This window comes from Micromonospora sp. NPDC051924, from assembly GCF_055586005.1.
This window is the reverse complement of the sequence record NZ_JBVJJA010000049.1, coordinates 20,836-43,145: the sequence shown is the minus strand read 5'-3', so window position 1 is coordinate 43,145 and position 22,310 is coordinate 20,836. Positions and strand designations below refer to the sequence as shown.

25 protein-coding genes are annotated in these 22,310 nt (G+C 72.6%); 10 read left to right on the top strand and 15 right to left on the bottom strand.

Annotation, left to right across the window (positions count from 1 at the left end):
* Positions 1–123 precede the first annotated feature (123 nt).
* The 4 genes from qcrB to ctaE all read right to left on the bottom strand — a co-directional run bounded on the left by qcrB (position 124) and on the right by ctaE (position 4,410).
* Entirely contained in the window at positions 124–1,755 is a 1,632-nt protein-coding gene (gene qcrB / locus ACZ6S5_RS29135) for a cytochrome bc1 complex cytochrome b subunit (RefSeq protein WP_466005424.1), read from the bottom strand.
* Positions 1,752–2,837: a cytochrome bc1 complex Rieske iron-sulfur subunit gene (gene qcrA / locus ACZ6S5_RS29130; protein ID WP_466005423.1), complete on the bottom strand. Its 1,086-nt coding sequence runs from the start codon at positions 2,835–2,837 to the stop codon at positions 1,752–1,754. The genes qcrB and qcrA overlap by 4 nt, the downstream gene beginning before the upstream one ends.
* 67 nt (positions 2,838–2,904) lie before the next feature.
* Entirely contained in the window at positions 2,905–3,738 is an 834-nt protein-coding gene (gene qcrC, locus ACZ6S5_RS29125) for a cytochrome bc1 complex diheme cytochrome c subunit (protein ID WP_466005422.1), read from the bottom strand.
* 72 nt (positions 3,739–3,810) lie between these two features.
* On the bottom strand, positions 3,811–4,410 hold the full coding sequence (ctaE, locus tag ACZ6S5_RS29120) for an aa3-type cytochrome oxidase subunit III (RefSeq protein WP_466005421.1): 600 nt from the start codon (positions 4,408–4,410) through the stop codon (positions 3,811–3,813).
* 108 nt (positions 4,411–4,518) lie between these two features.
* On the opposite strand from ctaE, the gene ACZ6S5_RS29115 reads away from it, so the two are divergent.
* The 4 genes from ACZ6S5_RS29115 to ACZ6S5_RS29100 all read left to right on the top strand — a co-directional run bounded on the left by ACZ6S5_RS29115 (position 4,519) and on the right by ACZ6S5_RS29100 (position 7,510).
* A complete protein-coding gene (locus tag ACZ6S5_RS29115) occupies positions 4,519–5,475 on the top strand; it encodes a cytochrome c oxidase assembly protein (protein ID WP_466005420.1) in 957 nt (318 codons plus the stop codon).
* A 92-nt stretch (positions 5,476–5,567) separates the two neighbouring features.
* Complete coding sequence (locus ACZ6S5_RS29110) at positions 5,568–5,966, top strand: hypothetical protein (RefSeq protein WP_466005419.1); 399 nt, start codon at positions 5,568–5,570, stop codon at positions 5,964–5,966.
* A 126-nt stretch (positions 5,967–6,092) separates the two neighbouring features.
* Positions 6,093–7,139: an anthranilate phosphoribosyltransferase gene (trpD, locus tag ACZ6S5_RS29105; protein ID WP_466005418.1), complete on the top strand. Its 1,047-nt coding sequence runs from the start codon at positions 6,093–6,095 to the stop codon at positions 7,137–7,139.
* A 161-nt stretch (positions 7,140–7,300) separates the two neighbouring features.
* Positions 7,301–7,510 (top strand): hypothetical protein, encoded by a 210-nt coding sequence (locus ACZ6S5_RS29100; RefSeq protein WP_466005417.1) that lies wholly within the window; start codon positions 7,301–7,303, stop codon positions 7,508–7,510.
* A gap of 205 nt (positions 7,511–7,715) precedes the next feature.
* On the opposite strand, the gene ACZ6S5_RS29095 is transcribed toward ACZ6S5_RS29100, so the two are convergent.
* Both ACZ6S5_RS29095 and ctaC read right to left on the bottom strand, forming a co-directional pair.
* Entirely contained in the window at positions 7,716–8,141 is a 426-nt protein-coding gene (locus tag ACZ6S5_RS29095) for a cytochrome c oxidase subunit 4 (RefSeq protein ID WP_466005416.1), read from the bottom strand.
* 10 nt (positions 8,142–8,151) lie between these two features.
* Complete coding sequence (gene ctaC, locus ACZ6S5_RS29090; protein WP_466005415.1) at positions 8,152–9,123, bottom strand: aa3-type cytochrome oxidase subunit II; 972 nt, start codon at positions 9,121–9,123, stop codon at positions 8,152–8,154.
* Positions 9,124–9,295: 172 nt separating this feature from the next.
* Between ctaC and ACZ6S5_RS29085 the strand changes: the two genes are divergently transcribed.
* Positions 9,296–10,447 carry a cysteine desulfurase family protein gene (locus ACZ6S5_RS29085; RefSeq protein WP_466005414.1) on the top strand — a complete coding sequence of 384 codons (1,152 nt, stop codon included), beginning with the start codon at positions 9,296–9,298 and terminating at the stop codon, positions 10,445–10,447.
* A complete protein-coding gene (locus ACZ6S5_RS29080; RefSeq protein ID WP_466005413.1) occupies positions 10,444–10,674 on the top strand; it encodes a sulfurtransferase TusA family protein in 231 nt (76 codons plus the stop codon). The genes ACZ6S5_RS29085 and ACZ6S5_RS29080 overlap by 4 nt, the downstream gene beginning before the upstream one ends.
* 60 nt (positions 10,675–10,734) lie before the next feature.
* Here ACZ6S5_RS29080 and ACZ6S5_RS29075 read toward each other — a convergent pair whose 3' ends face one another.
* From ACZ6S5_RS29075 to ACZ6S5_RS29060, 4 genes are all read right to left on the bottom strand, one after another.
* Positions 10,735–11,349, bottom strand: coding sequence for a P-loop nucleotide/nucleoside kinase family protein (locus ACZ6S5_RS29075; protein ID WP_466005412.1), 615 nt, complete (start codon positions 11,347–11,349; stop codon positions 10,735–10,737).
* Positions 11,346–12,323, bottom strand: coding sequence for a carbohydrate kinase family protein (locus ACZ6S5_RS29070; protein WP_466005411.1), 978 nt, complete (start codon positions 12,321–12,323; stop codon positions 11,346–11,348). Before ACZ6S5_RS29070 ends, ACZ6S5_RS29075 begins: the two co-directional genes overlap by 4 nt.
* A gap of 262 nt (positions 12,324–12,585) precedes the next feature.
* Positions 12,586–12,954, bottom strand: a complete 369-nt coding sequence (gene erpA / locus ACZ6S5_RS29065; protein ID WP_466005410.1) for an iron-sulfur cluster insertion protein ErpA — start codon at positions 12,952–12,954, stop codon at positions 12,586–12,588.
* A 177-nt stretch (positions 12,955–13,131) separates the two neighbouring features.
* Entirely contained in the window at positions 13,132–14,268 is a 1,137-nt protein-coding gene (locus ACZ6S5_RS29060; protein ID WP_466005409.1) for a glycerate kinase family protein, read from the bottom strand.
* A gap of 67 nt (positions 14,269–14,335) precedes the next feature.
* Between ACZ6S5_RS29060 and nadA the strand changes: the two genes are divergently transcribed.
* From nadA to ACZ6S5_RS29045, 3 genes are all read left to right on the top strand, one after another.
* Positions 14,336–15,511 carry a quinolinate synthase NadA gene (nadA, locus tag ACZ6S5_RS29055; RefSeq protein WP_466005408.1) on the top strand — a complete coding sequence of 392 codons (1,176 nt, stop codon included), beginning with the start codon at positions 14,336–14,338 and terminating at the stop codon, positions 15,509–15,511.
* 213 nt (positions 15,512–15,724) lie between these two features.
* Positions 15,725–17,080: a UDP-N-acetylglucosamine 1-carboxyvinyltransferase gene (gene murA / locus ACZ6S5_RS29050; protein ID WP_466005407.1), complete on the top strand. Its 1,356-nt coding sequence runs from the start codon at positions 15,725–15,727 to the stop codon at positions 17,078–17,080.
* A gap of 74 nt (positions 17,081–17,154) precedes the next feature.
* Positions 17,155–17,766: a DUF3043 domain-containing protein gene (locus ACZ6S5_RS29045; protein ID WP_466005406.1), complete on the top strand. Its 612-nt coding sequence runs from the start codon at positions 17,155–17,157 to the stop codon at positions 17,764–17,766.
* A 52-nt stretch (positions 17,767–17,818) separates the two neighbouring features.
* On the opposite strand, the gene ACZ6S5_RS29040 is transcribed toward ACZ6S5_RS29045, so the two are convergent.
* A complete protein-coding gene (locus tag ACZ6S5_RS29040; protein WP_466005405.1) occupies positions 17,819–18,127 on the bottom strand; it encodes an AzlD domain-containing protein in 309 nt (102 codons plus the stop codon).
* Positions 18,121–18,879 carry an AzlC family ABC transporter permease gene (locus ACZ6S5_RS29035; RefSeq protein ID WP_466005404.1) on the bottom strand — a complete coding sequence of 253 codons (759 nt, stop codon included), beginning with the start codon at positions 18,877–18,879 and terminating at the stop codon, positions 18,121–18,123. Before ACZ6S5_RS29035 ends, ACZ6S5_RS29040 begins: the two co-directional genes overlap by 7 nt.
* Positions 18,880–18,947: 68 nt before the next feature.
* Here ACZ6S5_RS29035 and ACZ6S5_RS29030 point away from each other — a divergent pair, with 68 nt between their 5' ends.
* On the top strand, positions 18,948–19,508 hold the full coding sequence (locus ACZ6S5_RS29030) for a helix-turn-helix domain-containing protein (RefSeq protein ID WP_466005403.1): 561 nt from the start codon (positions 18,948–18,950) through the stop codon (positions 19,506–19,508).
* Here ACZ6S5_RS29030 and ACZ6S5_RS29025 read toward each other — a convergent pair.
* Genes ACZ6S5_RS29025 through ACZ6S5_RS29015 form a run of 3 tightly spaced genes read right to left on the bottom strand, consistent with a single transcriptional unit; the run spans position 19,492 to position 22,206 of the window.
* Positions 19,492–20,484 carry an ABC transporter ATP-binding protein gene (locus tag ACZ6S5_RS29025; RefSeq protein ID WP_466005402.1) on the bottom strand — a complete coding sequence of 331 codons (993 nt, stop codon included), beginning with the start codon at positions 20,482–20,484 and terminating at the stop codon, positions 19,492–19,494. The two genes, ACZ6S5_RS29030 and ACZ6S5_RS29025, sit on opposite strands and share 17 nt — an antisense overlap.
* Positions 20,481–21,326 carry an ABC transporter permease gene (locus ACZ6S5_RS29020; protein ID WP_466005425.1) on the bottom strand — a complete coding sequence of 282 codons (846 nt, stop codon included), beginning with the start codon at positions 21,324–21,326 and terminating at the stop codon, positions 20,481–20,483. Before ACZ6S5_RS29020 ends, ACZ6S5_RS29025 begins: the two co-directional genes overlap by 4 nt.
* Positions 21,327–21,354: 28 nt before the next feature.
* Positions 21,355–22,206 carry an ABC transporter permease gene (locus ACZ6S5_RS29015; RefSeq protein WP_466005401.1) on the bottom strand — a complete coding sequence of 284 codons (852 nt, stop codon included), beginning with the start codon at positions 22,204–22,206 and terminating at the stop codon, positions 21,355–21,357.
* Positions 22,207–22,310: the final 104 nt, after the last annotated feature.

The following is a 22,310-nucleotide window of genomic DNA, read 5'->3' as shown; positions in this document are numbered from 1 at the left end:
GATGGTCTGGGTTGGCGGGCCTCGGTGCCCGGTGGAGAGGGAGCAAACCCCCCCCCCCCCCCCCCCCCCCCCCCCCCCCCCCCCCCCCCCCCCCCCCCCCCACGGTCAGTCGTACGCGAGGGGTCAGCGACGGCTCTCGCCGCTGCCGATCTCCTCCCGCTCCGGCCGGGGCTCGACCGGCGGGTGCCCCGGCGAGACCGGCGCCTCGGCCGGCTTCTCGATCGGGTAGAAGAAGCCCCGGATCGCCGGGCCGAGCGCGCCCAGCCGGTTCATCTTCTTGGGGACGACCCAGCCGACGTAGTCCAGCGCCGGGCCGTGCCCGTCGTGGCCGTCGACCGGGCTGAGCGGCTGGTGCACCTCGACGAACCGGCCGTCCGGCAGCCGCTTGATGATGCCGGTCTCCACGCCGTGCGCCAGCACCTCCCGGTCGTGCTGCTGCAGACCGAGGCAGATGCGGTACGTGACGTAGTAGGCCAGCGGCGGCAGGATCAGGATGCCGATCCGGCCCGCCCAGGTCATCGCGTTCAGGCTGATGTGGAACTTGTCGGCGATCACGTCGTTGGCGCCGGAGAGGGTCAGCACGAGGTAGAAGGCGACGGCCATCGCGCCCGCCGCGGTCCGGGCCGGCACGTCCCGGGGCCGCTGGAGCAGGTTGTGGTGCTTGTAGTCCTTGAGGCGGCGCGCCTCCAGGAACGGGTACATCGTCGACAGGCCGACCAGGATGCCGGGGAGCACGACCGTCGGCCAGAACAGCGGCGGAATGACGTATCCGTTGCCGATCGGGATGCTGATCTCCCAGCCCGGCATGAGTCGGGTCGAGCCGTCGAGGAACATGACGTACCAGTCGGGCTGGCTGGCCGCCGAGACCACCCACGCCTCGTACGGGCCGAAGTACCAGATCGGGTTGATCTGGAACAGGCCGCCGAAGAGCGCGATCACGCCGAAGACGACCATGAAGAAGCCGCCCTGCTTGAGCGCGTAGCGCGGGAACATCCGCTCGCCGACCACGTTCTCGTTGGTCCGGCCGGGGCCGGGCCACTGGGTGTGCTTCTGCTTGAAGACCAGGCCCAGGTGGACGCTGATCAGCGCCACCAGCAGACCCGGGATGAGCAGCACGTGGGCGATGAAGAAGCGGCTGATGATGATCGTGCCCGGGAACTCCCCGCCGAAGATCGACGAGCTGACCCAGGAGCCGATCACCGGGATCGACAGGATGATGCCGGAGGCGATCCGCAGACCGGTGCCGGAGAGGCCGTCGTCCGGCAGCGAGTAGCCGGTGAAGCCGGCCAGGAAGCCGACCCAGAACAGCAGCGAGCCGATGATCCAGTTGGTCTCACGCGGCTTGCGGAACGCGCCGGTGAAGAACACCCGCAGCATGTGCACCACGATCGCGGCCATGAACAGCAGCGCCGCCCAGTGGTGCATCTGCCGCATGATCAGACCGCCCCGGACGTCGAACGACAGGTCCAGGCTGGAGGCGTACGCGGCCGACATCGGGGTGCCCCGCAGCGGGGCGTAGCTGCCGTTGTAGGTGACCTCGGTCATCGACGGCTCGAAGAAGAAGGTCAGGAACACACCGGTCAGCAGCAGGACGACGAACGAGAAGAGCGCGATCTCGCCCAGCAGGAAGGACCAGTGGTCCGGGAAGACCTTGTTCAGCAGCTTGCGCAGCGGGGTGGCCACCTGGAAGCGGTCGTCCACCGCCCCGGCGGTCTTGGCCGGCACCGCTGCTACGTCAAACTTTCGGCGCTTCATGGCCGCTCCCAGAAGTCGGGACCGATGGTTTCGGTGTAGTCGGACTTCGCCACGAAGAAGCCCTCCTCGTCCACCTCGATCGGCAGCTGCGGCAGCGGCCGGTTCGCCGGGCCGAAGACCGGCTTGGCGTTGTCGGTGATGAGGAACTGCGACTGGTGGCAGGGGCAGAGCAGGCGGTTGGTCTGCTGCTCGTAGAGGCTGGCCGGACAACCGGCATGCGTGCAGATCTTGGAGAACGCGACGTAGTTGCCCCACATGAAGTCGCCGTGGCCCTTGCGTGCGTTGGCGGCGCGCGACTTCTGCGCGTCGTCCTCGCGCAGGTGGATCAGCAGGGTCGGCGAGTCGGCGTACTTGTTGCTCACGCCGCCGTCGACGCCCGGGAAGACGGTGAGCTGGCCGCCGGCGCTGATGTCGGCCGGGCGGATCGGCCGGCCGTCCTCGCGGATCAGCCGGATCTTCTTGCCGCCCTGCGGCTTGAACCCGGTGGTGAACATCTGGTTGTTCTTGTGCGGGTTCGAGATCAGACCACCGACCAGCGGCGCCGCGGCGACCGCGCCGACCGGCAGCAGGCCGGCCATCAGCGACATGCCGAGCAGCGGGCGGCGCTTCACCCCGAGCTCGTCGGCCATGTAGAGGATCGTCTCGCCGGTGAGCTTGCGGTCCTCCGTCGCGCCCGGCTGGTCGTGCCGGCCCTGGATCGAGACCTCCTTGGGCAGCAGCTTCTTGCCCCAGGTGAGGATGCCGAAGCCGATGCCGAGGAGCGCGATGCCGAGGGTCAGGCCGAGCAGCGGGGTGTAGGCCTTGTCGCCGCCGCGGCCCGCCTCCCACTTCCACGGCCACCAGATGTAGATGATCAGGAACGCGGTGGCGGCCGCGCCGGTCAGCAGGAACATCGTGGCGACCGTACGGGTCAGCCGGCGCTCCGCCCGGCTGCCCGGAACGACCTGCGGCTCGTAGTGGACGATCTCGATGTCGTCCCGCCGCGCGCCCTCCTCGACGATGTCGAACCGGGAGAGCCGGGGGTCGTTCAGGTCGAGCGGCTCCCGGCCCTGCGGGGCCTGGTGCTCGGTGTGGGTGCTCATGCCGTCACCTCGCTACGGGTGGCGCCGGGGATCGACGCCACAGCACTGAAACGAATGATCCGCTCGGTCACGACTTGCCCGCAATCCACAGGCTCGTGAAGACCAGCGCAACGATGCCGACCAGGAAGATCGCGAGACCCTCGGTCGACGGGCCGTACCGGCCCAGGTTGAAACCGCCCTGGTCCTGAGTCTCCTTCAGGTTCTCCTGGATGTAGGCGATGATGTCCGCCTTCTGCTCCGGAGTGATCTGGTTGTCGCCGAACACCGGCATGTTCTGCGGGCCGCTCAGCATGGCGGCGTAGATCTGCCGGTCGCTGGCCGGCTTGAGGCTCGGGGCGAACTTGCCCGAGGAAAGCGCGCCGCCGCCGGCGCCGAAGGCGTGGCACTGCGAGCAGTTGATCCGGAACAGCTCGCCACCGGTGGAGATGTTGGCACCCTCGCGCAGGTTGCCCTGCGGCACCTGCGGGCCGCCGCCGAGCTCCTGGATGTACTGGCCGAGCTGGCGGACCTGCTCGTCGGTGAAGTGCGGGGGCTTGCGCTGCGCCTGGGCCTCCTGTCGGGCCATCGGCATGCGGCCACTGCTGACCTGGAACTCGACCGAGGCCGACCCGACGCCGATCAGGCTCGGACCGCGTCCCTCGACGCCCTGGGCGTTGCGACCGTGACAGGTCACACAGCTCACGTCGAACAGCGCCTTGCCCTCGTTGGCGGCGGCGCTCAGGGGCGGGTTGTCCTGCGCCTGCACGCCGGGGGCGAAGACGGTGTAGGCGCCGCCGGCCAGCATCAGCGCGGCGGTCAGGCGGACCGCGGCACCCAGCCGGCGGCGGCCCCTGCTGCGCGCTACGGGCCGCCCGCGCAGCCGCGCGAGCAGACCGCGTCGGCGGTCGTTGTCAGAAGTCATGACCTGTGTCCTTAACCGGTTGGACCTTGTCTCAGGGGACGGAGCAGCGGCGCGATTCGTGACGCGCCAAGATCACTGAAGCCAGTAGATCATGGCGTAGAGCCCGATCCACACGACGTCGACGAAGTGCCAGTAGTAGGACACGACGATGGCCGACGTCGCCTGCGCCGGGGTGAACCGGCCCATGGTGGTACGGATCATGAAGATGATGAACGCGATCAGACCGCCGGTCACGTGCAGACCGTGGAAGCCGGTGGTCAGGTAGAACATCGACCCGTACCCGTCGGCGTTGATCTTGACGCCCTCGTGGACCAGGTTGCGGTACTCGTTCGCCTGGCCGAGCACGAAGATCAGACCCATCACGAAGGTGATCGTGAACCACCGGCGCAGGGCGTGGACGTCACCCTTCTCGGCCGCGAAGACACCGAGCTGGCAGGTCACCGAGGACAGCACCAGGATCACCGTGAAGGTGGTCGCGTAGGGGATGTTGAGAACCTCGGTGTGCTTCTCCCAGAGCTCCGGCGCCGCCGCGCGGATCGAGAAGTACATCGCGAACAGCGCCGCGAAGAACATGAGTTCGCTGGAGAGCCACACGATCGTGCCGACGCTGACCATGTTGGGTCGCGTCAGGGAGTGGATCCGGCTCTTGTCAATGGCTGGGGCCGCAGTCACGCGGTCATTATTGCCCTTGACCGGGACCGACGATCAGCGGGGTCGGAAACCTGTGCCGACAGTGGCCCGATCGGGGTCGTCCGCTTCGCCTGACCTACCCTGAAAAGCGTGCTGCACGTCGATCAGATCTTCGCCGCCACCTCGGATGCCACCGCGCCGGCCCTGGCGAGCGGGGGCGGCAGCGTCCCGCCGCCGTTCACCGTCACCCGGGTCTTCACCGAGGCCGAGCTCAACAGCTGGCTCGCCCTGGGGCTGGTGCTCGCCGCGGGGCTCTACCTCTACGGGGCGTACCGGATGCGGCTGCGCGGCGACCGGTGGCCGGTGATCCGCACGGTCTGCTTCCTCGGCCCCGGCCTGGGCGGCATCGCCGCCGTGACGCTGAGCGGGCTGGGCGCGTACGACACCACGCTGTTGTCGGTGCACATGATCCAGCACATGGTGCTCGCCATGGTGTCGCCGATCTTCCTGGCGCTCGGCGCCCCGGTGACCCTGGCCCTGCGTACCCTGCCGGTGCGGCCCCGCAAGCGGCTGCTGGCGATCGTGCACAGCCGGATCGCCCGGGTCTACAGCTTCCCGCTGGTGGCGTTCGCCATCTTCGTGGTGAACCCGTTCGCGCTCTACTTCACCGGCCTCTACGAGTTCACCCTGCAGCACGAGTGGGCGCACGAGCTGGTGCACGCCCACTTCATCGCCACCGGCTGCGTCTTCTTCTGGCCGCTGCTCGGCCTGGACCCGCTGCCCGGGCGCTGGCCGTACCCGGCCCGGGCGCTGCTGATGGTGCTCTCCGTGCCGTTCCACACCGTGCTCGGGCTGACCATCATGCAGAGCACCACCCTGCTCGGCGGCGACTGGTACCCGTCGCTGCACCTGGCCTGGTCGGACCCGTGGAACGACCAGGTGGTCGCCGGGGGCGTGCTGTGGGCCGGCGGCGAGTTCGTCAGCGTCACCATGCTGGCCGTGCTGGTCGTGCAGTGGATCAAGCAGTCCGAACGGGAGGCCCGCCGGTTGGACCGCGAGCTGGACCGCCAGGAGGCCCGCCAGCGCGCCGCGGAGAGCGCCGCCTGAGCGCCCCGCGGGGTACGCCAGGGCGGGCCGTCCGGCCGGATGTGACGCCCGCTACGATCAGCGGGCAGCTACGAGGTGGGAGCAAGTCAGCGATGAGCGATCGTCTGTGTACCGTCCTGCTCTACAGCGACGACCCGAAGGTCCGTGACCGGATGCGGCTGGCCGTCGGTACCCGGCCGGCGCCCGGCCTGGAGATCGAGTTCGTCGAGGCGTCCGACTACGCCGGCTGCGTCCGGCTCGTCGACGACTACGAGATCGACCTGCTCCTGCTGGACGGCGAGGCGACCCCGGGCGGCGGCATCGGCATCGCCCGCCAGATCAAGGACGACCGGGACGACGCCCCGCCGACCTGCGTGGTGATCGCCCGGGCGGCCGACCGCTGGCTGGCCGCGTACGCCGAGGTCGACGCCACGCTCACCTTCCCGCTCGACCCGGTGACCACCGGCAACGCCGTCGCCGAGCTGCTGCGGCGCACGCCCGCCGCGGCCTGAGTCACCCCACCCGGCGCCACGGCAAGGGGGCCGTGGCGCCTTTCCGCCACAATTCGGCCGCCGCGCCGCCGCGGACCGGATGAAGGCCGCCACACCCGCATTCCAGCCCCGCTCGGGAGGCCCGCCATGGGCGAACGGACCTGGCCGATTCTGCTCAACGCGCTGCTGCGCGGCGAGGAGCTCTCCACCGCCGACACCGCGTGGGCGATGGACGAGATCATGACCGGCTCGGCCAGCGCGGCGCAGGTGGCCGGCTTCGTCGTGGCGCTGCGCGCCAAGGGTGAGACTCCGGCCGAGCTGGCCGGGCTGGTCGAGGCGATGCTCGGCCGGTCGGTCGAGGTGGCGCTGCCGGAGGAGATCCGCGCCACCGCGCTGGACGTGGTCGGCACCGGCGGCGACCTGGCGCACACCGTCAACATCTCCACCATGACCGCGGTGGTGGTGGCGGGCACCGGGGTCCGGGTGGTCAAGCACGGCAACCGGGCCGCCTCCTCCCTGTGCGGCACCGCCGACCTGCTGGAGCACTTCGGCATCCCGCTGGACCTGACGCCGGAGCAGGTGGCCCGGTGCGTCGTCGAGGCGGGCATCGGCTTCTGCTTCGCCGGCCGCTTCCACCCGGGGATGCGCCACGCCGGCCCGGTCCGCCGGGAGATCGGCGTGCCGACCGCGTTCAACTTCCTCGGCCCGCTGACCAACCCGGCCCGTCCCCGGTCCGGCGCGGTCGGCTGCTTCGACCTGCGGATGGCCCCCGTGATGGCAGCCGTCTTCGCGGCCCGGGGCGACTCGGTGATCGTCATGCGCGGCGAGGACGGGCTGGACGAGTTCACCACCGCGGCCCCGACCCGCGTCTGGGTGGCCCAGCAGGGCACCGTCAGAGAGGCGCTGCTGGACGCGGCGGAGCTCGGGGTACCCCGGGCCACCCTGGCCGACCTGCGGGGCGGTGACGCGACGTACAACGCCGGCGTGGCCCGGCGGCTGCTGGCCGGGGAGACCGGCCCGGTCCGCGATGCGGTGCTGGTGAACGCCGGGGCGGCGCTGGCCACCCAGGGCCCGCTCGACGGCGACCTGACCGAGGCGCTGCGGGCCGGGATGGTCCGGGCGGCCGAGTCGATCGACTCGGGGGCGGCCGCGGGCGCCCTGGCGCGCTGGCTCGAGGTGAGCCGCTCGCTCTGACGCCCTCCCCGGTGGACGCCCGGACGGGTCCACTCCGGGGAGTGTCGTACCGGCGTGCCAAACTACACGGGAGTAATTTTCCGTTTTCGGCCATTGGCGGCCGACGTGCCAGATCGCGGCGGCAGCCGACGTCGTCGCGGACGGAACGAGAGGAGACGCCCGTGTCGGACCGCGAGCTCTACTGCGACAGCTGCGAGGGCGTCGTGCCGTTCGAGGCGCCGCCCTGCGCCGACGGGCACGGCGCGGACTGCCCCGAGCTGGTCTGCACCGGCTGCGGCGCGGCCGTGCTGATCGCCACGTTCGCCTTCCGCGCGCCGCGCCTCGACCACCGTCGCGGCCCCACCCGTCGCCCCCACCGTCGCGCCGCGTGACCCACCCGACGCCGGCTTCCGCGCCACCGCGCCCGGCACCGGCCGGTCCCGCCGTCGATCATGAGGTTGGCGGCGACGAAGGGGGCGAATCACCCGGCCAACCCCATGTTCGACGCGGACCGGCGGTGGCGGCGCCGGGGCGGCGGGCGAGCATGCGAAAGGCCCGCGTCCCCGGAGGGGGCGCGGGCCTTTCGGCGTCGTCAGATCAGTGCTCGGCGGTCCGGCGGGTGCCGCTGTAGTACTCGAAGAGCAGGCCGCAGGCGGCGAAGATCACCGCGAGCAGACCGGCGCCCAGCAACCACATCTGCCAGTAGACCAGCCCGAGGCCGGCGATCGCCGCGGCCAGGGCCAGGCCGAACGGCCAGTAGCTGCCCGGGCTGAAGAAGCCGACCTCACCGGCGCCGTCGGCGATCTCGCCGTCCGCCCGGTCCTCCGGACGCAGGTCGATGCGCCGGGAGACGAACCAGAAGAAGCCGCCGCACATCGTGGTGAGCAGGCCGGAGAGGAGCAGCGCCACCGTGCCGACCCACTCGACCCGGCCGCCCTCGCCGTACGTCCAGGCGGCGTAAAGGGCCGTGACGCCGTAGAGGAACGTCGAGACGATCAGGAAGATCTTCCACTCGGTCTTCATGCCGGCTCCCTCAGCTGCCCGTACCGGCCGACGCGTTGGTCGGGTTGAAGTTGTTCTTGGTGCGCCGGGTGTCGAACGGCTCGGTCTTCTCGGCGTACGGCTTCTGGCCGATCGCCGTGAGCGCCTCCTGGGTCGACTTGCCGGCCTTCTTGGCCGCAAGGAACTGCTCGTACTTCTCCGGCGAGACGACCCGCAGCTCGAAGTTCATGAAGGCGTGGTAGCTGCCGCACAGCTCGGCGCAGCGGCCGACGTACGCGCCCTCCTGGTCGATGCTGGAGACCTCGAAGGTGTTCCGGATGTTGCCCGGCATGACGTCGCGCTTGAACAGCAGCTCCGGCACCCAGAAGGAGTGGATGACGTCGCGGCTGGTCTCCTCGAACCGGATCGACTTGCCGGTCGGCAGGACCAGCACCGGGATGACCTCACTGGTGCCCAGCGTCGAGGCGATGGTGTTCGCGTCCCGGCCCTGGCCGTCGCGGTAGTTGAACTGCCAGTTCCACTTGAAGGCGACGACCTCGACGGTGACGTCCGGGTTCTTCGACTCCTTGTTCACGTCGGTCTGCACGACCGCCGTGTAGTAGAAGAGCACGGAGACCACGAGGATCGGCGCGATGGTGTAGAGGAACTCCATCGGCAGGTTGTAGCGGGTCTGCACCGGCAGCGCGTTGCCCCGCTTCCGGTAGCGGATCACGCACCAGAAGATCAGGCCCCAGACGAACACGCCGACCGCGAGCGCCGCGATGCAGGACGCGATCCACAGGTCGTACATCCGGTGCGACTGCGGCGTGATGCCGCCCTGCGGCCACCCGAAGCCGGCGAACGTCTTGCCGACGTCGCAGCCGGTGAGCAGAACCAGCAGCGCGGCTCCGCCGAGACCGAGCCCGGCGAGCCGACCAGCACCACGCCGCCGGCCTCCGCCGGTCCCTGGGGAAGCGCTGTGCCGTACGGCCGACGACCGTACCTCCGAACTCCTTGCGACCACCTGGTCCTGCCTCCCTAGCGCGCCGCGGTGGGTTGGTTGACTCAGCACCGACGGCAAAGGCGTCACCGACGGTCGCAGATTACTCGACCATGGCGGGCCTGACCGTCTTGGGGTCACTGTCCGCCCCCATCTGGGGGATCTTGCCGGTACCGACGCGATAGCGTGAGCCTTCGTGAGCGCATCCCCGGTCTACCTGGACGCGGCGACCGCCGCGCCGCCGCACCCGGTCGCTCGGCAGGCGCTGCTGGCCGCCCTCGACGACGGGTGGGCCGACCCGGCCAAGCTCTACGGCCAGGCCCGGCGCGCCCGCCAGCTGCTGGACGCCGCCCGCGAGGCCGCCGCGCAGACCCTCGGCGTCCGCGCCGACGAGCTCTCCTTCACCCCCAGCGGCACGGCGGCCGCGCACGCCGCCGTGCTGGGCGGCCTGGCCGGCCGGCGCCGGGTCGGGGCGGGGCTGGTGCACTCCGCGATCGAGCACTCCGCGGTGCTGCACTCCGCCGAGCGGCACCTGGCCGGTGGCGGGGACGTGGTCTCCGTGCCGGTGGACCGGCTCGGCCGGCTGGACCTGGACGCCTGGGCGACGGCGGTGGCGGTGCCGGGAGTGGCCCTGGCGGCGCTGATCGGCGCCAGCCACGAGGTGGGCACGGTGCAACCGGTGCCGGCGGCGGCCGAGTACTGCGCCGAGGCGGGCGTGCCGCTCTACGTCGACGCGGCGCAGCTGGTCGGCCGGGCCCCGCTGCCCGCGGGCTGGTCGGTGCTGAGCGCCAGCGCGCACAAGTGGGGCGGTCCGCCCGGCGTCGGCCTGCTGGTGGTCCGCAAGGGCACCCGTTGGGAGTCGCCGTTCCCGGCCGACGAGCGGGAGTCGGGGCGTACGCCGGGGGTGCTGAACCTGCCGGCGGTGGTCGCGGCGGCGGCGAGCCTGCGCGCGGCGGCGGCCGACGCGGCGGCCGAGGCGGCCCGGCTGGCGCCGCTGGTGGACCGGATCCGGGCGCGGGTGGCGGCCGAGGTGCCGGACGTGGAGGTGGTCGGCGACCCGGTGGACCGCCTCCCCCACCTGGTCACCTTCTCCTGCCTGTACGTGGACGGCGAGGCGTTGCTGCACGCGCTGGACCGGCGGGGTTTCGCGGTCTCCTCCGGCTCCTCGTGCACCTCATCGACGCTGCGGCCGTCGCACGTGCTGGAGGCGATGGGAGTGCTGTCGCACGGCAACGTCCGGGTGTCGCTGCACCGGGAGACCACCGAGGCGGACGTGGAGCGCTTCCTCGCCGAGCTGCCGGGGATCGTCGCCGACCTGCGCGCCGAGGCCGGGGTGGTGGGGCTGTGACCGGGCCGGACGAGGTGCTCGACTGCCGGGGCCAACGCTGCCCGCTGCCGGTGATCAACCTGGCCCGCCGGCTGCCCGAGCTGCCGGTCGGCGCGGTCGTCCGGGTGCTCGCCGACGACCCCGCCGCAGCGGTCGACCTCCCGGCCTTCTGCCGCCTGCGCGGTCACGAGTTCGTCGCCGCCCACCCCACCGAGGGCCCCGCCTACGACATTCGCCGCACCCACTGACCCCCGCCCACCCGCGTCCGCGCCTGGAGCGGGTGTGGGAGGTGTGGGGGGCGGGGGCGGTCAGCGGAGGTAGGCGAGGATGCCGGGGAGGGGGTCGGTGTCGACGGCGGTGTCCACCACCAGGCGCGGGCCGATGATCGGCTCGTACTCGGCCCGGCGGAGCAGGGTCTGCTCCCAGGTGGGGTGGTGCTCGTCGGGGAGGCGCGCCTCGACCCGGCGGCGGTGCTCGGCCTCGTCCCCGCAGTGCACCTCGATCACCCGCAGCGGCACGCCGGCCCGCTCGGCCAGGTCGTGCCAGAGGCCGCGGGCGCTGGACACCGGGTTCACCGCGTCGACCACCACGCTCAGCCCGAGCCCGAGCTGCACCTCGGCCAGCCCGGCGACCGCGCCGTACGCGGCCATCCCGGGCACGTCGCCGACCAGGCCGTACCGGTGCAGGGCCAGCTCCACCGGGTCGACCGGCAGGACCGGGGCGCGCAGCGCGGCGCCGACCCGGACGGCGAGGGTGGTCTTGCCCACGCCGGGCAGCCCGGCGAAGGCGACCAGCAGCGGGCCGCCCGCGCCGGGGCGCACCGCGCCCTGCGACAACTCCAGCTCGGCGCGTCTGACGCCGCGCCGCGACCTGGAGCCGTCGGGGTCCACCCCGCCGTCCGGGACGGGCACGTCGGAGGTCACGGCAGCAGGTGCGACCGGACGTCGTCGGCGGCCTCGTCCCCGTACGACTCGGCGAGCCGCTTGACGAACAGGTCCCGGCGGACCTCGTACTCCTGGCCGCCGAAGTTCTCCAGCACCAGGGTGGCCAGCAGGCAGCCCACCTGGGCCGCGCGCTCCAGGCTGACGCCCCAGTTGAGGGCGGCGAAGAAGCCGGCCCGGAAGCCGTCGCCGACGCCGGTCGGGTCCACCGCCTGGATCTCCCGGGCGATCGGCACGTGGATGGTGGCGAAGTCCCGGCCGGCGATCTCCACGCCCCGCTTGCCCAGCGTGGTGACCCGCACCTTCACCCGGTCCAGCAGCTGCGCGTCGCTGAGCCCGGCCTTGTTCTGCAGCAGCGACTTCTCGTACTCGTTGGTCATCAGGTAGTCGGCGCCGTCGACCAGGCTGAGCACGTCCTCGCCCGCCATCCGGGCGAGCTGCTGCGACGGGTCGGCGACGAAGGCGTACCCCCGCTCCCGGCACTCCGCGGAGTGCCGGATCATCGCGGCCGGGTCGTTGGCGCTGACCAGCACCAGGTCCAGGCCGCCGAGCCGGTCCGCCACCGGGGCCAGCTCGATGTTGCGGGCCTCGCTCATCGCGCCGGCGTAGAACGAGGCGATCTGGCACATGTCCAGGTCGGTGGTGCAGACGAAGCGGGCGGTGTGCGCCAAATCGCTGACGTGCACCGAGTCGCAGTCGACGCCGTGCCGCTCCAGCCAGGAGCGGTAGTCGGCGAAGTCGGCGCCGACCGCGCCGAGCAGCACCGGCCGCAGGCCCAGCTGCGCCATGCCGAAGGCGATGTTGGCGGCGGTGCCGCCGCGCCGGAGCACCAGTTCGTCGACGAGGAAGGACAGGGAGACCTTGTCCAGCTGGTCGGCGATGAGCTGTTCGGCGAACCGGCCGGGGAAGCTCATCAGGTGGTCGGTCGCGATCGAGCCGGTCACGGCGATCTTCATGTCAACCCTCGTGGTCGGGAGCACGGCGCGGGTCAGCCTACCGGTCCGACCGGCGCGCCGGTCGCAGGTCGGTCGACCACCGGTCAACCGCCGTAGGGCGCCCGTCACCGGACGGACACCGCGCGGCACGCCGTACGGACGATTCCGGGCAGGCACGGAAAAAGCGGCGGGGCCGCCCGCAAAGGGACGGCCCCGCCGCTTTTCACCGCTGGGGCAGGCCGGACCCGCCGACCGGGTGGCCGGCGCCGGCGCCGGCGCCGACTCAGCTGAACGAGTCGCCGCAGGCGCAGGAGTTGCCGGCGTTCGGGTTGTCGATGGTGAAGCCCTGGGCGTCGATCCGGTCGGCGAAGTCGATCGTCGCGCCGGCCAGGTAGGGGGCGCTCATCCGGTCGACGACGACCTCGACACCGTTGTAGTCGGTGACGATGTCACCGTCGAGGGACCGCTCGTCGAAGAAGAGCTGGTACCGCAGGCCGGAGCAGCCGCCCGGCTGCACGGCGACCCGGAGCCGCAGGTCGTCGCGGCCCTCCTGCTCGATCAGGGCCTTGACCTTCTGCGCCGCGACGTCGGTGAGGACGACGGTGCTGGGGGCCTTGGCCTCGGTCGACTCGGTCTGCGCTGGCGTGGTCACGTGGAAATCTCCCTGCGCGGTATGGGTCCGGACGCACTGGCCAACGTCGCGCGTCCGCCAGTGATTCCCGGTGTGGTCCAGCCCCGATCGTACGCCGCCCCGCCGGCAGTCACCTCCGGTGGCGGGACCCGCGCCGCGTGAGCCGCGCCGCAGGGCAGCGCGCCGTCGGCCGACGGCTCAGCGGCTCCACTGCCGGGCGAGCCGCGCGCCGAGCGCGCGCAGCCCCTCGGCGGGTCGGGCCATCGCGGCCTCGACGCCGCCGTTCTCCTCGCCGCCGAAGTGCTCCACCAGGCTGTACGCCTCGGTCACCCCGGCCGCCGCGGCCTCCCGCCGCCCGGTGCTCACCCGGCCGGCGAGCACCACGCAGGGCACACCCCGGTCCCGGGCACCCCCGGCCACCCCGGCGACCACCTTGCCGCGCAGCGACTGGTGGTCGAAGGAGCCCTCCCCGGTGATCACCAGGTCGGCGGCGTCGAGCGCGGCGTCCAGGCCGATCGCCCGGGTGACCAGTCCGATGCCGGACTCGCAGCGGCCGCCCAGGGCCAGCACCGCCGCGCCCAACCCGCCGGCCGCGCCGCCGCCGGGCAGCGCGCCGAGGCCGGCCGGGCAGCCGGGCAGGTCCCGCTCCAGCAGGCCCGCCCAGCGCTCCAGCGCGGCGTCGAGCAGCAGCACGTCCTCCCGGCTGGCGCCCTTCTGCGGGCCGTACACGTTGCTGGCCCCGTGCAGGCCGAGCAGCGGGTTGTCGACGTCGGTGGCGGCGACCAGGCCGGCGCCGCGGACCCGGGGCGCGCCGTCCAGCGCGGCCGCCGCCGCGAGGGCCGCCCCGCCGTACGGCAGGGCTCGGCCGGCCTCGTCCAGCGCGGTGACGCCGAGCGGGGTGAGCATGCCGGCGCCGCCGTCGTTGGTGGCCGAGCCGCCCAGCCCGATCACCACGATCCGCGCGCCCGCCTCGACCGCGGCGGCCACCAGCAGCCCCAGACCGTACGAGGTGGTGGCCTTCGGGTCGCGCTCGGCGGCCGACAGCAGGTGCAGCCCGCACGCCTGGGCGCTCTCCAGGTAGGCCGTGCCGTCGTCGGTGAGCAGGATCTCACCGGCGGCGGGGCGACCGAGCGGGTCGACGGTGGGCACCGGCAGCCGCCGTCCGCCGAGCGCCTCGGCGAGCACCGCGACGAACCCGGGGCCGCCGTCGGCGAGCGGCCGGATCAGCAGCTCGTCGCCGGGGGCGACGCTCCGCCAGCCCTCGGCCACCGCGGCGGCCACCTCCTGGGCCGGCAGCGTGCCGGCGAACTTGTCGGGGCAGAGCAGCACGCGCATGCCGAGCAGTGTGGCAGGCCACACCGCGGACGGCTGCGGGCCGGCCGCGCTGTGGGACCATGGGTGCGTGACTTCGACCTGGGTTGAGCCCTCCAACACCGCCACTGCGCTGCTGCTCCTCGGCCGCGGCAGCGACCCCGCCACCGAGCGTGGCGTGGAGTGTCCGGGCGACCTTCCCGCGCCGAGCGACCCGGACCTGGTGGCCCGGGCGGCGGCGGCCAAGGCCGCGCTCGGCACGAAGGTCTTCGTGCTGGGCCACCACTACCAGCGCGACGAGGTGATCCAGTTCGCCGACGTGACCGGCGACTCGTTCAAGCTCGCCCGGGAGGCGGCGGCCCGGCCCGACGCCCAGTACATCGTCTTCTGCGGCGTGCACTTCATGGCCGAGAGCGCGGACATCCTCACCTCGGACAGCCAGCAGGTGATCCTGCCGGACCTGGCCGCCGGCTGCTCGATGGCCGACATGGCGGTGCTGTCGCAGGTCGAGACCGCCTGGGACGTGCTGACCGAGCTGGGCATCGCGCAGGACACGGTCCCGGTGACGTACATGAACTCGTCGGCGGACATCAAGGGCTTCGTGGGCCGGCACGGCGGCGTGGTCTGCACCTCGTCGAACGCGAAGCGGGCCCTGGACTGGGCGTTCGAGCAGGGGCAGAAGGTGCTCTTCCTCCCCGACCAGCACCTGGGCCGCAACACCGCGGTGCTGGAGATGGGCTTCTCCCTGGACGACTGCGTCCTCTACGACCCGCACAAGCCCAACGGCGGGCTCACCCCCGAGCAGCTGCGCGACGCCAAGATGATCCTTTGGCGGGGGCACTGCTCGGTGCACGGCCGCTTCACGCTGGACAGCGTGAACGACGTCCGGGAGCGGGTGCCGGGGGTCAACGTGCTGGTCCACCCGGAGTGCCGGCACGAGGTGGTCACCGCGGCCGACTTCGTCGGCTCGACCGAGTACATCATCAAGACCATCGAGGCGGCCCCGGCCGGCTCGGCGTGGGCGGTCGGCACCGAGCTGAACCTGGTCCGCCGGTTGGCGCTGGCCCACCCGGACAAGCAGATCATGTTCCTCGATCGGGCGGTCTGCTACTGCTCGACGATGAACCGGATCGACCTGCCGCACCTGGTCTGGGCCCTGGAGGAGCTGGTGGCCGGACGGGTGGTCAACCAGATCACCGTCGACCCGGACACCGCGCGCCACGCCCGGACGGCACTGGACCAGATGCTGGCCCTGCCGGGCGCCTGATCACGCTCGGTCACCTCACTGGTACGGAAAAGCGCCGGAATCCCCGGTTCATGCCCTCGCTGGTGATGTGACCGATTCCATTTTCGTCACGGAGGGCTATGCTGCCGGGGCGACGACACACGCGGGCCGTTTTCACATGACCGCGTTCCGGGTAGCGATGCGAATCGTGGGCCCCACCATCTACACGGCAGCAGAAGCGCGCTGGAGGTTGCGTTGACCGACGACGTCCTGGTCGTACACGGAGGCACTCCGCTTCAAGGGCGGATCCGCGTGCGCGGCGCGAAGAACCTCGTGTCCAAGGCGATGGTCGCCGCCCTGCTGGGCGACACCCCCAGCCGGCTGTTCGACGTGCCGCGGATCCGGGACGTCGAGGTGGTCCGCGGGCTGCTCGGCCTGCACGGGGTGAAGGTGAGCGACGGCGAGGAGGACGGCGAGCTCGTCTTCGACCCGTCCAACGTCGAGAGCGCCAGCACCGACCAGATCAACGTGCACGCGGGTTCCAGCCGCATCCCGATCCTGTTCTGCGGTCCGCTGCTGCACCGGCTCGGCCACGCCTTCATCCCCGACCTGGGCGGCTGCCACATCGGCCCGCGCCCGATCGACTTCCACCTGCAGGCGCTGCGGGAGTTCGGCGCGACCGTCGACAAGACCCCGGAGGGGCTGCACCTGTCGGCGCCGAACGGCCTGCACGGCACCAAGTTCGCGCTGCCGTACCCGAGCGTGGGCGCCACCGAGCAGGTGCTGCTCACCGCGGTGATGGCCGAGGGCGTCACCGAGCTGCGCAACGCCGCCGTCGAGCCCGAGATCATCGACCTGATCTGCGTCCTGCAGAAGATGGGCGCGATCATCAAGGTGCACACCGACCGGGTGATCGAGATCCAGGGCGTGAAGCGGCTCAGCGGCTACACCCACCGGCCGATCCCGGACCGGATCGAGGCGGCGAGCTGGGCGGCGGCGGCGCTGGCCACCCGCGGCCACGTCGAGGTGCTCGGCGCGCAGCAGGCCGACATGATGACCTTCCTCAACATCTTCCGCTCGGTCGGCGGCGAGTACGAGGTGACCGACCTGCGGCCGCCGCGGGCCGGCAAGCCGGGCCAGGAGGGCGGCATCCGGTTCTGGCACCCGGGCGGCGAGCTGAACGCGGTGGCGCTGGAGACCGACGTCCACCCCGGTTTCATGACCGACTGGCAGCAGCCCCTGGTGGTGGCGCTGACCCAGGCCCGGGGCCTGTCGATCGTCCACGAGACGGTCTACGAGCAGCGGCTGGGCTACACGGAGGCGCTGAATTCGATGGGCGCCAACATCCAGGTCTACCGGGACTGCCTGGGTGGCACCCCGTGCCGCTTCGGCCGGCGCAACTTCAAGCACTCGGCGGTGATCGCCGGCCCGAGCAAGCTGCACGCGGCCGACCTGGTCATCCCGGACCTGCGGGCCGGATTCAGCCACCTGATCGCGGCCCTGGCCGCCGAGGGCACCTCCCGGGTGTACGGCGTCGACCTGATCAACCGCGGCTACGAGGACTTCGAGGCCAAGCTGGCGGATCTGGGCGCGCACGTCGAGCGTCCGTAACGTCACACCGCCTCTTTCGCGCCCGGTGCACCCGCGATGTGCACCGGGCGCGGCCGTTTGGCTACCCTTGCCGCGTGCCGTCGCTGTTTCGCCGTAAGCCCACCGACCTGGTCGAGGACTCCGTCACCCCGGTGACGCCCGACGAGGAGTCCACCGCTGCCCGCTCCCGGGGTTACACCCCGAGCAAGAAGGAGCTGGGGCAGGTCACCCCGAAGCGGCCCGGCGCCGGTCGGCGCGCCGGTGGCGCGCCGAGCAAGCCGCTGACCAAGGAGGAGGCCCGGGAGCAGCGCCGGTCGGCCCGTGCCGAGGCGGCGGCCGAGTTCCGGCGCGAGGGCGGTCCCCGCGACCGGGGCCCGGAGCGGCAACTGGCCCGCAACGTGGTCGACTCCCGGCGTACCGTCGGCACCTGGTTCTTCGGCGGCGCGCTGATCGTGCTGGTCGGCTCCAACCAGGCCATGCCGCCGGTCGTCCGGCTGCTCTCCAACGTGCTGTGGGGCCTGCTGGCGCTCGGCGTGGTGGTCGACTCGGTGCTGATCTCGCGCAAGATCAAGAAGCTGGTGCGCGAGCGCTGCCCGAAGAGCACCGAGAAGCTCGGCTCGCTCTACTTCTACGCGATCATGCGGTCGATCACGTTCCGCCGGATGCGCGCCCCCGCGCCCCGGGTGAACATCGGCGACAAGATCTGATCCAGGCTGCTCCGGCCCCTTCCCGCCGTCGCGGGGAGGGGCCGGGTCGTGTTCAGGCCACCCCGAGCAGGCGTAGCAGCGCGGTGGTGCCGGCGGCGGCGACCACGACCAGGACGAACGGCGCCCGCCGCCAGGCGAGCAGCACCCCGGCCAGCACCCCGGCGGGCCGGGCGTAGCCGGCGAAGCCGCCCGCCTCGGTCAGCGCGGCGGTCGCCACCAGGGCGGCCAGCAGCGCGGCGGCGCCGACCGGCAGCAGCCGCCGGGACCACTCGGGCAGCTCCAGCCGGTCGCGCAGCAGCACGCCGGAGGCCCGGAAGGCGTACGTGCCGACGGCCAGGGCGAGGATCACGGCGATCAGCACGACGCCTCCCCGGTCCGCCCCACGCGCTCCAGCCCGTCGACGCCGTCCGGTCCGGCGGCCGGCGTCTCCCGCACGTCCGCGCTCCGGCGGAGGCGGAGCGCCGGCACGACCAGGGCGGCGAGCGCGAGCAGCACCGGCAGTCCGGCGGGCAGCAGCGGGGTGGCCAGCACGGCCAACCCCGCTCCGGCCAGCGCCACCCGGCGGGTGTCCCGGTCGCGCAGGCTGGGCAGCAGCAGGGCGGCCAGCCCGGCCGGGAAGGCGGCGTCGAGGCCCAGGGCGGCCGGGTCACCGACCGCGCCGCCGGCCAGCACGCCGAGCGCGGTGCCGGCGTTCCAGGCCAGGAAGAGCAGGATCCCGGCGAGCCAGAACGCGCGCCGTCGTCCCGGCCCGGCCGGCCGGGCCAGCGCGAAGGCGGTCGCCTCGTCGGTCATCAGGTGGCTGCCGAGCAGTCGCCGCCAGCGGCCGGGGCCGAGGCTGCCGCCCAGCGTCAGGCCGAACGGCAGGTGCCGGGCGTTGAGCAGCAGGCCGGCGAGGACCGCGGCGAGCGGGCTGCCGGCGGCGACCAGGCCGACCGCCATGAACTGGGCCCCGCCGGCGTAGACGAGGACGGACATGGCGAGGGTGGCCCAGGCGGGCAGGCCGGCGGCCATCGCCACCGCGCCGAACGACGCGCCGACGGCGATCATCGCCGCGCCGATGGCGGCGACGTCGCGGAGCACCGCCGCGTCGCCCGTTCGATATGCCGTACGCATGGTCCATTATCCTGAACATGAACGGCCCCGTTCGTCAAACCGAACAAATAGACCGATGGAGCGAACACATGGCGATCGACCCCGCTCCCCCGCTGGCGACCATCGCGGCCGCCCTGCGGCGCGAGCGCGACCGGGCCGGCCTGTCGCTGACCGAGCTGGCCCGGCGGGCCGGCATCGCCAAGTCCACCCTGTCCCAGCTGGAGTCGGGGGCCGGCAATCCGAGCGTCGAGACGCTGTGGGCGCTCGGTGTCGCGCTGGGCGTCCCGTTCAGCCGCCTGGTCGAGCCGCCGACGGCCGCCGTCCGGGTGGTCCGGGCCGGCGAGGGGCCACGGATCCGCTCCGAGCACGCCGACTTCTCCGCCACCCTGCTCGCCGCCGGCTCGCCGCACACCCGGCGGGACGTCTACGTGATGGAGCTGGAGCCCGGCGCGGTCCGGCTCGCCGAGGCGCACACCCCGCGCAGCGTCGAACACGTCGTGGTCGCGGCCGGACGGATGCGGGTCGGCCCGGAGTCCGACCCGGTCGAGCTGGGGCCGGGCGACTACGCGACGTTCCCCGGCGACATCCCGCACCGGTACGAGGCGCTGACCCCGGGGACCTTCGCGGTGCTGGTCATGGAGCACCCGTGACGGCGGCTCCGCCGACCGCGTCCGGGGCGCGGTAGAGCCGGGCCACGACCTCCTCGATGTCCGGCTCCACGATCGAGATGTCCCGCAGGGTGGCCAGCCCGGCCAGGCCGGCGACCACCTCGGCGACGGTCGCCGACTCGAGCGCGAAGACCAGCCGGTGCCCGTCCGCCTCCACCCGCTGCAGCGGCGCGCCGGGCAGCTCCGGCACTGCCGGCAGCACCGCGTCCAGTTCCGCGACGACCATCCGGCGGGAGCCGTAGCGGCTGTGCAGGGCGGCGATCGACCCGTCGTGCACCACCCGGCCGTGGTCGATCACCACCAGGCGGTGGCAGAGCCGCTCGATGTCGGCCAGGTCGTGGGTGGTCAGCACCAGGGTGGTGTCGCCGGACCGGCCCAGCTCCGCCAGGAAGCCCCGGACGGCCTGCTTGCTCACCACGTCCAGCCCGATGGTCGGCTCGTCGAGGAAGAGCACCTCCGGGCCGTGCAGCAGGGCGGCGGTCAGCTCGCCGCGCATCCGCTGGCCGAGGGAGAGCTGCCGGACCGGGGTGTCCAGGAACTCGTCGAGGTCGAGCAGGCCACGGCAGCGGGTCAGCCGCGCCGCGTGCTCGCCCGCCGGCACCCGGTAGACGTGCCGGAGCAGCTCGAACGAGTCGCGCAGCGGCAGGTCCCACCAGAGCTGGGAGCGCTGCCCGAACACCACGCCGATCCGCATCGCCAGCCGGGTCCGCTCGGCCACCGGGCGCAGCCCGCAGACCCGGGCCTCCCCCGCCGAGGGCATGAGGACACCGGTCAGCATCTTCAGGGTTGTCGACTTGCCCGCGCCGTTCGGGCCGATGTAGCCGAGCATCTCGCCGCGCTCCACCCGCAGGTCGATCCCGTCGACTGCGGTGACCGTCCGCTTCTCCCGGCGCAGCCGGCCGGCCTTCACCCGGACGGTGAACTCCTTGCGCAGTCCGCTCATCTCGATGACGCTCATGACCCCGTGCTCCGGTAGTGACGGATCCCGACGCGCCAGGCCAGGGCGGCGATCGCCGCGGCGACCAGCGCGACGCCGGGGGCGACCCAGCCCACCCAGGCGGGCAGGCCCAGCGGGTCGGCCCGGCCGAGCAGCGCCAGCGCCGGGTGGTAGCTGACGAAGGCGAACCCCAGCCCGTACGCGAAGAGCGCCCGGAACCAGCCGCCGTAGACGGTGACCGGGTACGACGTGAAGTCGCGCCCGCCGTAGGTGACCGAGTTGGCCAGCTCGCCCGAGTCGATCCAGTAGAACGAGACGGTGGCGGTGGTGACGAAGACCGAGCCGAAGAAGACCATCCCGGCGAGCGGGGCGACCACCACCAGTGCCACCCGGCCGGCGGTCCAGTGGATGCCCGCCGAACCGACCGAGGCCACCAGCACGGCCAGTCCGAACACCACCCGGGACACCTTGCGCACCGGCAGGTCCATCAGCAGCAGCTGGGGCAGCGCGGCCAGCGGGCGGACCAGCACCGCGTCGAACAGGCCGGTGCGGACGTACCGGGGTAGCCGCTCGATGTTGCCGACCAGCAGGTCCGCGGCGGCGAACGCGAACGACGACAGGCCGACGATCACCAGCGTCTCGCGCAGCGTGAAGCCGCCCAGCTCGCGGGTGACCCCGAAGAGCACCAGGACGGTGACGACGTCGAACACCGTGGCGCCGACGTTGCCGACCAGGTCCACCACGAACGACGTCCGGTACGCGGCCTGCGACCGCGCCTGCGCGCCGAGCAGCGCCCGGTACGCGCCGAGCGCACCCGGCGTACGGCCCGCCGGCTCCGGTCCGCCCCCGGGGGACGCGGTCACCGGGGTCGAGCCGGTCAGCGTGCCCGGCTCAGCCACCCTGCACCACCAGCCGACGCTCGGCCCGGCGCTGCACCAGCCGGCAGAGGGCGAGCAGCACCACGGCCCAGCCGGCCTGCACCCCGACCAGGCCGAGCTGCGTCGCCGCGGGCTCCCGCTCGACCAGCACGTCGAGCGGGATCTGGAGCAGGCTCGGGAACGGGGTGCCGTAGCGGAGCACGGCCTCCAGCCAGCCGGGCAGGAAGCCCAACGGGAAGTAGAGCCCGGCGAGCACGCCGGAGCAGAGGGTCCAGAGGATCAGCGGTCCCCGGACGTCCTGCAACCAGTACGCGGTGGCGTTGACCAGGTAGCGGCAGGCGAAGCAGACCACCACGGCGAGCAGCACGGAGAGCACGGACAGCGGCAGGGTCGCCGCGCGGTGCGGCAGGTACACGTCGAAGAGGAACAGTCCGACCAGCACCGGCGGCACCAGCCGGGACAGCGCGGCGTACCCGGCCCGGCCCAGGTCGGTGGCGAGGTAGCTGGTCACCGGGTGCACCGGACGGAGCAGGTCGGCGGCGATCTCGCCGGTGCGGATCCGGTCGGCCAGCTCGGTCCAGCCCCAGATCGCGATGACCGACAGCAGGCCCTGCCCGACCCAGACGAAGGTGGCGAGCTGCTCCCGGTCGTAGCCGGCGACCCGGCCGGCGGCGCCCGCCGCGGCGAGGAAGATGTAGTAGCGCAGGAAGCCGAACACGGTGTTGGTGACCACGCCCGCCACGGCGGCCTGTCGGTAGGTGGCGTATCGCCGGAAGCCGGACCGGGCTATCGCGCCGAATGTCCGAATCGATAGGGTAACGTTTGAGTTCGTGGGCGGCGCCACAGTGGCGGTGACAGAGCCCACGCCGCTACCCTCCTTCCGCAGCCAGACGTGCCGGACCGGGCGACTCTACCGGCACGTCCGGTGCCCAGCGCGACAATTTCCAACGAGGTGACATCGCCGTGAGC